This window comes from Candidatus Nanopelagicales bacterium, from assembly GCA_041393815.1.
Taxonomy (GTDB): Bacteria; Actinomycetota; Actinomycetes; order S36-B12; family JAWKJK01; genus JAWKJK01.
The window spans coordinates 388215-401641 of the sequence record JAWKJK010000002.1 but is presented as its reverse complement, the minus strand read 5'-3'; the positions used below and the strand labels follow the sequence as shown (position 1 = coordinate 401641).

At 67.2% G+C, this 13427-nt stretch carries 11 protein-coding genes and 1 tRNA gene; 7 read left to right on the top strand and 5 right to left on the bottom strand.

Annotated elements, in window-relative coordinates; all coding sequences use genetic code 11:
- Positions 1–49: 49 nt before the first annotated feature.
- The 4 genes from R2737_07390 (at position 50) to R2737_07375 (ending at position 6548) form a co-directional block, all read left to right on the top strand.
- Positions 50–3049 (top strand): DUF499 domain-containing protein, encoded by a 3000-nt coding sequence (locus R2737_07390; GenBank protein ID MEZ5116075.1) that lies wholly within the window; start codon positions 50–52, stop codon positions 3047–3049.
- A 274-nt stretch (positions 3050–3323) separates the two neighbouring features.
- Positions 3324–3695 (top strand): hypothetical protein, encoded by a 372-nt coding sequence (locus R2737_07385; protein MEZ5116074.1) that lies wholly within the window; start codon positions 3324–3326, stop codon positions 3693–3695.
- Positions 3688–4365: an RES family NAD+ phosphorylase gene (locus tag R2737_07380; protein MEZ5116073.1), complete on the top strand. Its 678-nt coding sequence runs from the start codon at positions 3688–3690 to the stop codon at positions 4363–4365. The genes R2737_07385 and R2737_07380 overlap by 8 nt, the downstream gene beginning before the upstream one ends.
- A 359-nt stretch (positions 4366–4724) precedes the next feature.
- Positions 4725–6548 carry a DUF262 domain-containing protein gene (locus R2737_07375; protein ID MEZ5116072.1) on the top strand — a complete coding sequence of 608 codons (1824 nt, stop codon included), beginning with the start codon at positions 4725–4727 and terminating at the stop codon, positions 6546–6548.
- 150 nt (positions 6549–6698) lie between these two features.
- On the opposite strand, the gene R2737_07370 is transcribed toward R2737_07375, so the two are convergent.
- Positions 6699–7250 carry a hypothetical protein gene (locus R2737_07370; GenBank protein MEZ5116071.1) on the bottom strand — a complete coding sequence of 184 codons (552 nt, stop codon included), beginning with the start codon at positions 7248–7250 and terminating at the stop codon, positions 6699–6701.
- Positions 7251–7490: 240 nt separating this feature from the next.
- Here R2737_07370 and R2737_07365 point away from each other — a divergent pair.
- Positions 7491–7567: transfer RNA gene (locus tag R2737_07365), tRNA-Lys, on the top strand.
- Between the two features lie 242 nt (positions 7568–7809).
- Positions 7810–8787 carry a hypothetical protein gene (locus R2737_07360; GenBank protein ID MEZ5116070.1) on the top strand — a complete coding sequence of 326 codons (978 nt, stop codon included), beginning with the start codon at positions 7810–7812 and terminating at the stop codon, positions 8785–8787.
- Between the two features lie 26 nt (positions 8788–8813).
- Here the strand turns inward: R2737_07360 and R2737_07355 are convergent, their stop codons facing one another.
- Both R2737_07355 and R2737_07350 read right to left on the bottom strand, forming a co-directional pair.
- Complete coding sequence (locus tag R2737_07355) at positions 8814–10094, bottom strand: serine protease (protein MEZ5116069.1); 1281 nt, start codon at positions 10092–10094, stop codon at positions 8814–8816.
- A gap of 63 nt (positions 10095–10157) precedes the next feature.
- Positions 10158–11627 carry a glutamate decarboxylase gene (locus R2737_07350; protein MEZ5116068.1) on the bottom strand — a complete coding sequence of 490 codons (1470 nt, stop codon included), beginning with the start codon at positions 11625–11627 and terminating at the stop codon, positions 10158–10160.
- 92 nt (positions 11628–11719) lie between these two features.
- On the opposite strand from R2737_07350, the gene R2737_07345 reads away from it, so the two are divergent.
- Entirely contained in the window at positions 11720–12055 is a 336-nt protein-coding gene (locus R2737_07345) for a TraR/DksA C4-type zinc finger protein (protein MEZ5116067.1), read from the top strand.
- Here the strand turns inward: R2737_07345 and R2737_07340 are convergent.
- Together R2737_07340 and R2737_07335 are read right to left on the bottom strand one after the other, a co-directional pair.
- On the bottom strand, positions 11962–12798 hold the full coding sequence (locus R2737_07340) for a CPBP family intramembrane glutamic endopeptidase (protein MEZ5116066.1): 837 nt from the start codon (positions 12796–12798) through the stop codon (positions 11962–11964). The genes R2737_07345 and R2737_07340 overlap by 94 nt on opposite strands.
- A 45-nt stretch (positions 12799–12843) precedes the next feature.
- Positions 12844–13368, bottom strand: a complete 525-nt coding sequence (locus tag R2737_07335) for a hypothetical protein (GenBank protein MEZ5116065.1) — start codon at positions 13366–13368, stop codon at positions 12844–12846.
- Between the last annotated feature and the right edge of the window lie 59 nt (positions 13369–13427).

Here is a 13427-nt window from a genome sequence, read left to right as displayed (position 1 = left end):
ATCAGGATGTGCCCGTGTTGTTGAGGGAGTCGGGGGTTCGGTTGTGGCTGTGAGTGTGTCGCCGTGGTGGCAGGCGTTGGAGATCCGTCCGGAGATCATTGATGCGTCCGGGCAGATCGATGACGTGCAGATGTCGCTAGGTGACGCGGTGTACGCGACGGGTCCGCGTCGCCCGTTGTACGCGGACGCGGACTACTTCGGGCAGATCACGCACCCGACCGCGCGGATGGTGGATCTGCTGTCCGGTATCGCGATCCGGCTAGGTGGGGGGCCAGCGGAGTACAAGAATGCCCGTGCGCTGATCCGGATGGGTCAGGGCATGGGTGGCGGCAAGTCGCACGCGGAGATCGCCGCCTACCACCTAGGTGCAAACCCTCAGGCATTCCTGGGCACGGACATTGGCCGCGCGGTCGCAGTTCAGGTGAAGGAGAAGTTGGGGCACGATCTGCCCGCGAACCTGAACAACCCGGTCGTCGTCGTTCTGGACTTGGACAAGGCGACCCCGGGGGCGACGAAGAAGGAGCACGACGGCCCGTTCGCCCGGAACCTGTATGAACGGTTCTTGTGGCGGCTGTTCGATGGGGACGCGAACAAGTTCAAGGACTATCGCGAGTTCTGGTCCGACAAGGACAAGATCGGTGAAGCCCTGGAGTCCGTGGATCGCCCGGTCCTGATCATCATTGACGAGATCATGGACTACGTCGGCAACGGGCTGACGGGGGTGAACGATCCTCAGTTGACGGCGCAGGATATGGGGTTCCTCCGCGCGCTGGTGGACGTGGTCAACGACGTGCCCAACGTCGCCATGCTGGTCGCAATGATCGACCCGGAGAAGGACCGGATCTCGCTTGCGAAGGACGGCAAGGAACGCCAGGCCGACCTACACTCGCTACTGGACCGCAACGGCCACACCGCGACGGTGAACGAGGACACCGACTTCACCGCGATCCTGCGCCGGCGACTGTTCACCAACCCACCGACCCCGGACCTCACGCACGCCACCGCTGACCTGTACCGCCCGGTCATGGACGACAAGGGTTGGGCGAAGACGTTCGACTCGCTCGGGGCATCCTGGGTAGGGCAGTGGGCCTCGGAGGTAGAGCGGTCGTACCCGTTCCACCCGCAGTTGATGCACCTGGCGGAGCAGGAGTGGGCCAAGCATTCCGGCTACCAGAACGTCCGGGCCACCATCCGGGTCTTCGCGGCCACGATCTACGCATGGTCAAGCACCGCGCACAGCGACGGGTGGGCTCCGTGGCTGATCGGCCCCGGTGACCTTCCGCTGTGGAACTCCACAGTCCGGGAAAGCATCCTCGGCTCCGGGCTGATCTCCGACTCCAGCCTGGAACAGAACTACCGGTCCATCATGCAAGGGGACATAACTACCCTCGCGGAAGCGGACGTACGCGGCGGACAAGCCCGGCTCCTGGACGACAAGAACACTCCGCCTGAGCCGTGGGGTGAGTTGAACCCGCGAGCCCACGAACGCGCTGCCACCATGATCGCCGTGACGTCCCTGATGCCACGCGGCCAAGGACGCAGGGGAGCGTCCGCCGCCGAGATCAAGGTCGCGTCCAGCATCCCGAACCTTGCGTACGGGGTGGGCGACGCGGACGGTGTCCTCGACCGGCTCACCGACATCAACTCCGACGCCGCGATGGCTGCGGTGGACAAGACCAGCGTGAAGGGGCAGCAACCCCGCTTCCACATCAACCCCGAAACCGGTCCGAAGGTCATCTACCGGCAGCACCGGCAAGCCGTGACTCCGCAGGACCGTGACGACCTCATCGCGATCACGGCGCAAGACATCGCCACCACCGGCCCGTTCAAGAAGAAGCCATTCGTGGACGCAGACCGGGCGCTGGCGACCGACGAAGCCCGCCGCGACATCGCCGTGGACACACTCCTCAACGCAGGAGTGGACGACGCCCGCACCAACCGGATGATCATCCTCGACCCGTCCGGGTTCAGCCTCCGCAACGGCATGAGCGAAAAGACTATGGAGGCGGTCGAAGCCGCCATGGGACTCGGTGCTGCTGCCGCCCCCGTCGAGTGGGCGTCCTCAGCGGTGTTCGTGGTGGTCAACACGCAGCGCCGCCGCGCCGCCCGCGAAGCCGCCAGTGACTACCTCGCGTGGAGGCGCACCTACGAGTCCCCCGAACTCGTTGGTAACGACTCCGGGCGGTCCACCGCGCAGGACGGGATGCGGGAAGCCGACACCCACCTGAAGAAGAACCTCAAGCGCGCGTTCCAACACATCCTGTACCTGTCGCAGCCCACCCCCGAATCTCCTCGCACGGTGGAGGAGATCACGCTGGACGAGGACGCCCTCACGGCGTTGGACGGCACCGTGGTGTGGAAGGAACTCGCCGCCAAGCAGAAGGTCTTCCTACCCGGACAGTTCGGGTCGAAGGCACTGCTGCACAACCTGCGTGACACCGACTACGACCGGCCCCTAGCCGAACTGCGGGACGCGTTCTACCAGACTCCCCGGCTCCCGCTCCTGCCCAACGGGGAGCAAGACCTCCGGCATGCGATCTTCGCCGCCATCCAAGCGGGAGAACTCCGCCTGGTGAAGGCGGACGGCCCCGAAGTCGCGGTAGACAGCCCCGACGCGATCAACCTGAGCAGCCAGGGGTTCCGGCTCGCGAAGCCCGCACCAGTCGGTGCCTGCGAAGTGTGCGGCAAGCCCCTGTCCGAGTGCGGCGGGCAACACGACACGGTCGTGTGTGAGGTCTGCGGCAAGGCCGACTGCGACGGCCACCACCCCGGCATGTGCCTCGAATGCGGCAAACCGCTCACCGAGTGTGCCGGCCACACACCAGCGAAGACAACGAAGTCGATCAAGTTCACGCTCGCCCATGACCTCACCGGCAGCGACCGCAACGGCGTGCAGTCAGTTATCGGGTCGCTGTACTCAGCGCTGATGACTGACGGCAGCACGTTCATCACCGGCACCGTTGAGATCGTCACCGACTCAGACAGCGCCACCAGGATCGAGGAAGCGGCGGAGACTCTGGGCATCCAAGCGACAACCCGTGACGTTTAGCGCGGTTCCAGGATCGGGTTCCTGCAGAACAGCGAAGGGGACCTCCGGTGGGCTCGGCCGTGCAGGAACAGTCCCCCGCGTTGGCGTCGGGCAGCCCATCCCGCCGCGCTCCCGTTCGTCGCAGGCCTGCACACGCCGCGCCGACCGGTCGCGGCACTCGGACATTCAAGTACCCAAAGGACCCCCCAAAAGGTACCCTGTTTGTATGCCCCTTGGGACTGGGTAGGACGGACACCCAGGACTGGCACACTCTGGCTGGCGATGAGGTGGTCTTGTGGCTGCGACGAAGACGGAACGCGACGCTCACGCGTTGTCGGTCCAGGTGGACATTGCTGATATTTCTGAATTTCTGCAGGAGAACCTCGGCCAGAGGCTCGTCGCGCTGCTTGCGGGCGGCATGGACCCAAAGGCAGTCGGTCGATGGGCTAGCGGGCAGAACCAGCCGAGGCCCGATGCAGAGAGGCGTCTTCGTACGGCATTTCAAGTCTTCCATCTGCTCCAGTCGGTCGAGTCGCCACACACAGTTCGGGCCTGGTTCGTTGGGATGAACCCGCAACTGGAAGACCTGGCTCCGGTCGAAGCACTCGCCGAAGACCGTTTGCGGGATGTCCTGGCCGCGGCGAGAGCATTCTGCAGCGGTGGTTGAGTACGCGCCCGCAATAGCGAGAGCGACCGGCGGTTTCTGGCGCGTCGGTCGAGGTGACGACCCGCTTCGCCCAAGTTACCTTGATATCGAAGATGCCAGCGTCAGGCATGCGGGCAACAGGTTTGATTGTCAGGAAATCGGGGTCCTCTACTTCGCGACGCGATTGGAGGGATGCTTCGCGGAGACCCTTGCTCGCTTCCGCCCATCCGCGTCTGTTCAAGCGGCGATTTCCGATGAGTGGAAGAGCCGGGGATTCATGGCTGTCGGGTCAGTCCCCGCCGACTGGCGAAACCGACGCCTTGCGGTGAAGGCGGCACCACTACACGACTACCGATTCCTGGATATCGAGAGCGTCCAAACCCACCAACTGCTCACCAGCGAGCTGGCCAGTGAGTTGAACGAACTAGGCGTAGACCACCTGGATATTCCTGCGGTTCGGGGCAGGGATAGACGGCTCACACGGCTGGTTTCCGCTTGGGCCTACCATGCGACGAACGAGGTGGGTGATGGCCTCTTCGCAGGGATTCGGTATGTCTCTCGTCTCGGGGACTGGGAGTGCTGGGCCGTCTTTGAAGATGTTCCGCTGGTGCAGCAGGCGGTAAGACCGATCGACCGCGGGTGCCCCGAGTTGGTCCTGATCGCGCGCGAGTTCAACCTTGTAGTCTTCTAGGTACCGCCGCTCGGGGAACGGGAGTGAGCATCTTGTTGGTGGCCCCGCAAGCATGCTTGCTCTCGACAGGATGGATGTTCCCGGTGCATTCAGGCGAGCACCCCAACGGCTGAGGACGAATCAGATTCAGAAGGTCTTCGAGGTCGCCCGCCGCCGCCCACTCGACCACGGTGAGTGCTCCCCCGATAGGTCACCACACGACCCGCTCGATGCTGCGGTGTAGGAACCAGGCCTCTGGGCACACAACTCCCTTGGCCCCGGTGGTGGCCGCACCAGCGCTTCTGGAGTAGCCAGCCATTCCGACTGATCATCTAGCACAATCTGACCCATAGAGTCTCTGCCTTTGGGGGTCGCCGGTCATGGCGGTGGATACGTTCGGCATCGAGAAGGAGTTCCTCCGCGGACTCCTCGAAGAAGTTCGTGTGGGAAAGGCTCGACTTCCCGAGTTTCAGCGTGGGTGGGTGTGGCCTGACCGCAACATCTCCAGCCTGCTGGCGTCGATCTCGATGGGCTATCCGGTGGGAACCGTAATGATGCTTCGAACCGGCGGAGATGTTCGCTTCAAACAGCGGTCGGTCGAAGGTGTCGAGGAAGTGCCCGCCAAACCGGCCGAACGCCTCATCCTAGATGGCCAGCAGCGGCTGACCTCCCTCTTTCAGGCGCTACTGCTTGGGCAGCCAGTGCGCACGGTGGACGTTCGCAAGAAGCCCGTGGCTGGCTGGTTCTTCATCGAAGTTGGTCCTGCGCTGGATCCGCACGTTGACCGGGAGGAGGCCATCCGGTTCATCCCCGAGGACTTGGTGGTGCGCAACTTCCGCGGGGAGGTCATAGCCGACTACTCCTCCTCCGAGAAGCAGTACGAGCACGGCGTGTTTCCGCTCATGCACGTATTCGATCCTGACGAATGGTCCATGGGGTACCAGGAGTACTGGGATTACGACAAGGACAAGATCAAGACATGGCACTCGTTCCACCGGGAAGTCATCAAGCGCTTCGATCAGTACCAGGTACCGGTGATCGAACTCGGAGCAGACACACCCAAGCAAGCCGTCTGCCAAGTCTTCGAGAAGGTCAACACCGGCGGCGTCACCCTCACGGTTTTTGAACTTCTGACTGCCACATTCGCCGCGGACGAGTTCGACCTACGCAAGGACTGGGAGCAGAGGCGAGCGTCATGGGCAGGACCGGAGTACCGAGTCCTCAGAGACTTCTCCAACACCGACTTTCTCCAAGCAGTAACCCTGCTCTCAACGCAGGCCCGCCGCCAGGAGTTCCTGAAGGTGAGCGGGGACGAGGAGCGCGCACCGCGCGTCGGCTGCAAGAGAGCGGACATGCTGGTCTTGAGTCTGGATGAGTACCAGAGGTACGCGCCCAAGATTGTCGAAGGTCTCAAGGCCTCAGCAAGGTTCCTCCATCAGCAGTTCCTGTTCGAGACCAAGTTCCTGCCGTACGGGACTCAGTTGATTCCACTGTCAGCCATTCTCGCGGTCGCCGGACACGACGCCGAGGGAGCGACGGCTCAGGAGCGGCTGGCTCAGTGGTTCTGGTGCGGAGTGTTTGGCGAGTTGTACGGCGGGACGACCGAGACCCGCTTCAGCCGCGACCTCCCGGAGGTGCTCTCCTGGATCTGTGGCGGTGGACCGGAGCCGAGAACAGTCACCGAAGCGCAGTTCAACCCGGGAAGGCTCTTTACGCTTCGTACTCGCGGCAGCGCGGCCTATAAGGGCGTGTATGCCCTGCTGATGAGAGAAGGCGCGGTTGACTGGCGGACAGGCTCGCCGTCCAGTGTCCAGAACTACTTCGACGAAGCGGTGGATATCCACCACATCTTCCCTAGGGCGTGGGCCGAGAAGCAGGGAATCGACCCCAAGGTCTACAACTCGGTCATCAACAAGACCCCATTGTCGGCACGAACGAACAGGGTCATTGGAGGCTACGCACCATCCGAGTACACCCAGCGTCTACAGAACGCGACCCCCATCCAGGCCGGCATGCTCAACCAGCATCTTGCGACGCACCTCGTTGATTCAGAGTGCCTGCGGTCGGACGACTTCGATGGCTTCTTCGACCTGCGACGACGAGCACTGCTATCCAAGGTCTCGCTGGCAATGGGGAAGCCCATTGAGATGGATGTGGTCGAGGGATGGGATGACGGGGACGTCGGCGACGACACCGACGACTGAGGGCAGGTGCCAAGAAGGAGGCGGGAGGTTACTCGCGCGAAGGTGCGATCGGATCTATCGCAAAGCACAGCGGTGTCGCGGCCATCGTTCGTGGCGGGCGGCGGCTGCTGCCGGCCGTAGGAGGCCTCAGGCCAAGTGCATCGCCTGAACCTACGCAACAGCCGCTAGCCGAAGACTCGGCAGCGGCGAGGCCTCAAGGGCCACGGATGGCGTTTCAGCCGCCACCTGCGTCAAACGCTTTCGCAAAGCCTCGATCTCCGCGATCTCGGACCGGTCCTTCCCTCCGCCCAGAATGATTCCGTTCGTGAGAAGTTGAAGCCATTCGGGGCGAGGCTTCGTCTGAACTCCGCTGGCCGCAACGCCGGCCACATGGCGGGCCGCCTTGTTCGCGCGTACTGCAATCTCGTCATGCCGGTTGCGCACCGCGGCGAGAGCCACGGGGTCATCCTGCCCCTCGATCCGCTTCCGGTCTGCATAGATGGTCACCCACTGAAGGCCCGCTTGGCGAAGCACAGCCTCCTGCTTGAGCAGCGTCTCCCATCGGTTTGCATCGACCTCGTCAAGCACTTCCCTATCGTCGCTCACTGCGCCGCTAAGGTGAAATGCCCTCGCAATGGACTCCAGTTCGTCCGTGACCGCCACATGCCTCTTGAGGATTGCCTGCTCCTGGTTGGCTGCCCGGGTCCAGTCGGCCGCAACCACGGCACCGTTTCGTTGCCGACTAGGAAGGGAAGCAGCCCGAACTCTCACGGCAATCCCACCCTCGGACTAGAGCGTGCAGGGGCAGCGCCGCTGCCTCCTCCGCTCGGCTGAACCGACAGATCCACCAGCAAGGCAAGTCGCGGAGTCGCGGCATCCATTCCGGCATCCATCCCGGCGGTCATCCATGGACGACCATGGACACTGAGCAGTCAATGTGGCTGTCTCGCATGAGAACATGGACGCTGACGGACAACTCCAGACGAGGCAGCAGCGGACTTTTAATCCGCGGGTTCAGGGTTCGAGCCCCTGGCGGCCCACACTCACTCCAGCCCGAAACGATCTTCCGCGGAAGATCCACTCGGGAGAGTCGCAGGCCCGCCGAGATGCCGTCCACCGGCACTCGGATCCTCGGCCCGTCGGCCGGCGCGGGACGAGACGTAACTGCGACGCAAGTGCGACAGCGAACGGGGGGTAGCTCCCGGAGGTCCGGGGAACCATCCCGGCACTCACGCAGACGGACCACAATCAGCGGTCCGCTGCCCCACCGAGGAGGACCCCGATGTTCCGCACCCGCACCCGCACCACCGGCAGCAGCACCTCCCGTACCTCCGGCACCAGGTCGACCCGCGTCGGCGCCCTGGCCCTGGTGGCCCTGGCCATTGGCGCCGTCGGCATGTCGGCCTCGTCCGCGTCCGCCGCCAGTGCGGCATCCGCCCAGGCAGCGGGCGTCGCCGCACCCGGCCAGGCGCCCGACCGCGCCGACCGGACCCGCACGCTCACCGTCCAGCAGCTCGACCGACTCGGGTTCGCGGTCGGGCCCAGGCTCCAGGACGACACCTGGGGGGTGACTGCCCGGTTGGACCGGATCGCGGCGGGTCGCTTCGACCCGGTCACGATGCGCGGCACCGTGCGGGACGCCGACCCCGGACAGGTCCTGTCGCTGCAGCGCTGGGTCCCGGTCGACGCGCACTCCGGCCGCTTCGTTGACACCGGGATCACGACGGTGGTCAACCGCGACCACAGCTTCCGGCTGACCATGCGGCTGGGCGTGCCCGGTCACCACGGCTACCGGCTCGGCTGGTACGCGGGCCACGCCGCCTTCGGCGGGGTCAGCTTCCAGCTCAACACCACGCTCCCCCAGCCCACGAGCGCGCAGTGGGCCGATCTGGGCTACCCGGTCGGGCCCCGCCTGCAGGGCAACGTCACCGGCGTCACCGCCCGGATGGACCGTACGTCGATGCCCGCCTTCGACGAGCTGCAGGTCACCGGCCGGTGGGACCAGGCGGACGCGCCGCTGCGGCTGTACCGGATGAGCCTGGACAGCAACGGGAACCTGAAGCAGAAGAAGGTCGCCGCCACGTTCGTATGGCAGTCCGGCACCACGTTCCGGATGTACCTGCAGTCGGTGCAGCAGGGCACGGCCGGGTACGAGATCCGCAGCGCAGACTGCGACCCCGCCGACGCGTCCGCGACGGAGGCCTGCACCACGATCCCGTTCCAGTTCCGGATCGACCCGCCCCGCGCGGACGCGCCGTAGGGATCACTGCCGGTCGCGCCGCCCTGTCAACGGACCCGCAGGGCGGCGCACGACCATGTGCTCCGGTTGCCGGCGGGGTCGGTGGAGCGTACGCACCACTTCCCGCTGGTCGCGTTCCTGGGGACCCGGTAGTCGGTGTAGTACGTGGTGTCGGGGTCGCTCCTGCCCATCCCGGTCTGCGTCGTCCACACCACCCGGCCGTAGCGGTCCTTGACCTTCACCGACTCGCGGGTCAGGCGGGAGACCTCCTTCACCCGGTACCGCAGCTCGATCGTCTGGCCGCGCCGGCCGGACGCGACGAAGGCCGTGACGACGGGCGCGACCGTGTCGGCAGGAGGCGAAGGGCTCGGGTCAGGGGTCGGGTCCGGATCGGGCTCGAAAGGAGGGGGGTCCGTGACCGGGACGCCCAGCGAGGACAGCCAGCCGGCGAAGGCGGACAGCCGGGTGTAGACCGCGGCGACCGGCACCGTGGGCTCGCTGAGGGACCCGTACGACACCGCGCCGACGAGTCGTTGCCCGCCGTTGACGGTCACGACGAGCGGTCCACCGGAGTCGCCCTTGTACGGGTGCACGAGCGCACCGGTGGATGTGGTGGCGGCGGCGCAGATCATCGTCGCGGGATCCACGCCCGACCCGCGTCCGACGTAGGTGGTGCCCGCCACGGTGTACGTCTGGCGGGAGGCGCACTTCGCTCCCGGGTGGATGTACAGCTCGGCCACCTGCAGCCAGCTGGCGGAGACCCCCTCACCCCAGGTGGTGTCGCCCCACCCGGCCGTCAACGCACGTGCCCCGGGCGCTGCGATCACGGCGGCCTCTGCGGGACCGGCGACGGGTGTCGTGGGGACTCCGTCGAGCGGCTCGGCCAACGTGACGACGGCCAGGTCGTTCGGCGTGGTCGTGGCGCCGATCTGGTAGCCGGGGTGGACGGCGACGGCAGCGACAGTGCTGGCCCGGCTGTCCGTTCCCTGCCGGTCCAGGCCGGACGTGACTCTCGCGCTCGCGGCAGCGATCACCTGGCCGTCCAGGACGACGCAGTGGGCGGCGGTGACGACGAGGGAGGGGGCCACGAGGGTGCCGCCGCACCGGCGAATCCGGGTGGCATCCACTCGGACGGCGAGGGCGACGGCGGACGGCACCTCACCCGGCGCGGCGTCGTGACCGTTGATGACACGTACCTGACGGTCGGGGCTGTCCGGGTTGTCCGGGCTGCCGGCTGCCGCGGACGAGGTCCCGACCAGTCCGGCGGCCGTCACCGTGCACGCCGTCACGACGACGGCCCATCGGCCCCGCGATCCCAGCAGCCGCATGCGCCGCCACCTCCCCACCAGAGGCGCCTCCCGGCGTGAGGCGGTCAGCCTACGCGTCGTGCGTCAGTGGCTGAAGCCCGCGGTGTGGCTGGGATCCTGCGGGAGCGGGGCGTCGAGGCCCTCGAAGAAGTCCACCGCGCGGCGCAGGTCGTCCAGCAGGAGGTCGGCCAGCCCGCGGCCCATGCCGTTGCGGATCACGATCCGCAGACCGCTGACCTCCTCCAGGTCCTTCGGCAGCGTGTAGGCCGGGACCTGCCAGCCGAACTCACGCAGCTTCGCCGACACGTCGAACACGGTGTAGTTGGTGACATCGTCCTTGAGCCGGAAGAAGAACACCGGCAGCTCACTGCCGTCCGACAGCAGCTCGAACGGTCCCAGGGCTGCGATCTGCCCCGACAAGTACGTGGCCGTGTCCCGGCAGGCCTTCTGGACCTCGTAGTAGCCGAACCGGCCCAGGCGCAGGAAGTTGTAGTACTGGGCCACGACCTGGCTGCCCGGCCGGGAGAAGTTCAGCGTGAACGTGGGCATCTCGCCGCCGAGGTAGTTCACCTCGAAGACGAGGTCCTTCGGCAGGTCCTCCGGTTCGCGCCAGACGACCCACCCGACCCCGGGATAGACCAGGCCGTACTTGTGGCCGCTGGAGTTGATGGACTTCACCCGGGGCAGGCGGAAGTCCCACTCCAGGTCGGGGTCCAGGAACGGCGCGACGAACCCGCCGGACGCGGCGTCCACGTGCACCGGGATGTCCCAGCCCTTCTCCTGCTGAAGCCGGTCCAGCGCGGCACAGATGTCCGCCACCGGTTCGTACGACCCGTCGTACGTCGAGCCGAGGATCGCCACCACGCCGATGGTGTTCTCGTCGCAGTACTTCACCGCCTCCTCGGCGGTCAGGTGCATCCGCCCGGGGGCCATCGGCACGTACCGCGGCTCCACGTCCCAGTAGCGCGCGAACTTCTCCCAGACCACCTGGACGTTGATGCCCATCACCAGGTTCGGCTTGTCGGCAGGCTTGCCCGCGGCCCGCATCCGCTCCCGCCACCGCCACTTCAGCGCCATCCCGCCGAGCATCACGGCCTCGCTGGACCCGACCGTCGAGGTTCCCGTCGGCTCCGCCTCCGCGGGGGAGTGCCACAGGTCGGAGATGATCGACACGCAGCGCGACTCGACCTCCGCCGTCATCGGGTACTCGTCCTTGTCGATCATGTTCTTGTCGTACGTCTCGGCGAAGAGACGGTCCGCCTGGGGTTCCATCCACGTGGTGACGAAGGTGGCCAGGTTCTGGCGGGCGTTGCCGTCGAGCATGAGCATGTCGTGGATGTACTGGTAGGCGACCTCCGGTGCGCGCGGCAGGTCGATGAGGCGGTGCCTGCCGCGGTCGGTGGTCTCACCGGTCCGCGCGAAGAGCGGCGCGAACACGGTCCGGGCGAGTGAGGCGGCGTCCAGCTCGTCACCGGACCACTTCTTGAACGCCGCACGGATCTCCTGCAGCTCCTCGGCGTGCGCGTCCGCAGAGTGGTCGTCCTGTGGGGACATCGAAGCCTCCCGTCGTCTGTCGCGACCCCCAGCGTAGGCAGCGCGAGACCGTTGCCGCCCGTGTTTGCAGCAGCCGGCCCTAGCATCGTCGGGTGGTCACGGCTCCGGAGCAGGTGCGACTGCGCCTGGCCGAGAAGCAGGCGGAGATCGAGGCTCAGCTCGCCGACATCACCGACCAGGCTCGCACCGCCAGCGCCGGTATCGGGTTCGGCAAGCGGGTCGGCGACGGCACGTCGGCCGCGGTCGAGCGGTTCGCCTCTGTCGCCGTGCACGACCGCCTCACGGCCATGCTGGCCGACATCACGCGGGCCCGGGCCAAGCTGGACGAGGGCAGCTACGGGCGCTGCGACGTATGCGACGGGGCCATCCCGGAGGAGCGGCTGGAGGCGCTACCCTGGGCGACCGTCTGCGTGGAGGACGCACCGTAGGGCGCGCGGCGCAGTCGCGGCAGCGCGGCAAGCCCGCAGGCGAACAGCGCGACGTCGTGGCCCACCAGAGCCACCCACAGCATCCCCCCGTGCAGACCGGTCGTGTGCAGCAGCAGATCGCCGACCCCGTGCACGGCCACCAGCAGCCACAGGGCGCGGGTGCGCAGCCGCAGGACCGCGTACGCGAACCCGCCGGCCGCCGACCCCACCGCCTGGGCCAGGGTCACGGCGAGGTTCGCGCCGAATGCCACGTTCGCCAGGTGGGACGCACCGAAAAGCACGGCGGTGAGGACCGCGGCGCGGACCGGCCCGAGGGGCAGGGCCGAACGCAGCATCACCCCGCGGAACCACAGCTCCTCGTACACCGCGGTTGCGGCATACCCCAGCGTGAGCGCGCCCAGGACTGCGTACTCCGGGGACCAGCCCGCCGCCAGCGGGGCCAGCGCGATCAGAGCGGGGACGACGAGCAGGTACAGGGAACGCCAGGTCGACGGCCCCCCGGCCGCCACCTCCCGCCACCCGATCCGGCGCGCCGCTAGCAGGGCCATCGCCATGAGGGCCAGCACGACGGGCAGTCGACGCAGCAGCGGGTCGGCGGACGGGGCCAGCAGGTCGACGACCCACGCACCGACGAGGGTGACGACCACGGCAGCGGCCGTCAGGGCCAGTGCGGTGCGGACCGGGTGGCCGGGGTCGTGCACCGGCCGGGTGGGGACCGTTCCGGTCATGGCGGACGCGGGCATGGTGACTCCTTCAGCTCGGGACGTCGGGGTAGGGCGGCGGTGCACTCAGGCGGCGGTCGGGGCGGTGAGCGCGGACGTCGCGGTCCTGGCGCGGCTGGTGCGCACCGCCAGGGCGACGGTGCGCGTCAGCACCATCACCAGGGCGAGCACCACGAACGCCGCGGTCCAGGCGTCCGCGCCGGTGATCAGGTGGTCCCGGGAGAACTCTCCGACGGTGCGCGCGCCGGGGCCCGTGGCCCACTCGGCGAACGCGATCCGTCCGGCGATCACCGCGAGCCACACCAGCGCGAACCCGAGCCCGGCGGTCGCGACCACGGCACCGTCGCGCACCTGGACCCGGGTGGCTGCGCTGGTGAGCAGGCCGAGAGCCGCTCCGGCGGCGGCGAAGACGCCGACCAGCGCGAGGTCGTTGCCGGCGGCGGGCAGCGGGACCAGGAAGGCCACCGCCGCGACCACCACGACGGCGACGGGGACGGCGAACGTCTGGGCCGTCACTCGACGGGCGCCGACGTTGCGCAGCAGGGCCCACGCGAGGAGGGCGGCGGTGAGGATCCACTGGGTCAGGCTCATGCGGTGCTCCGGGGGTCTGCGGGGACGGGACGTCGTGGTGTCGACGATCCCGACCCGGC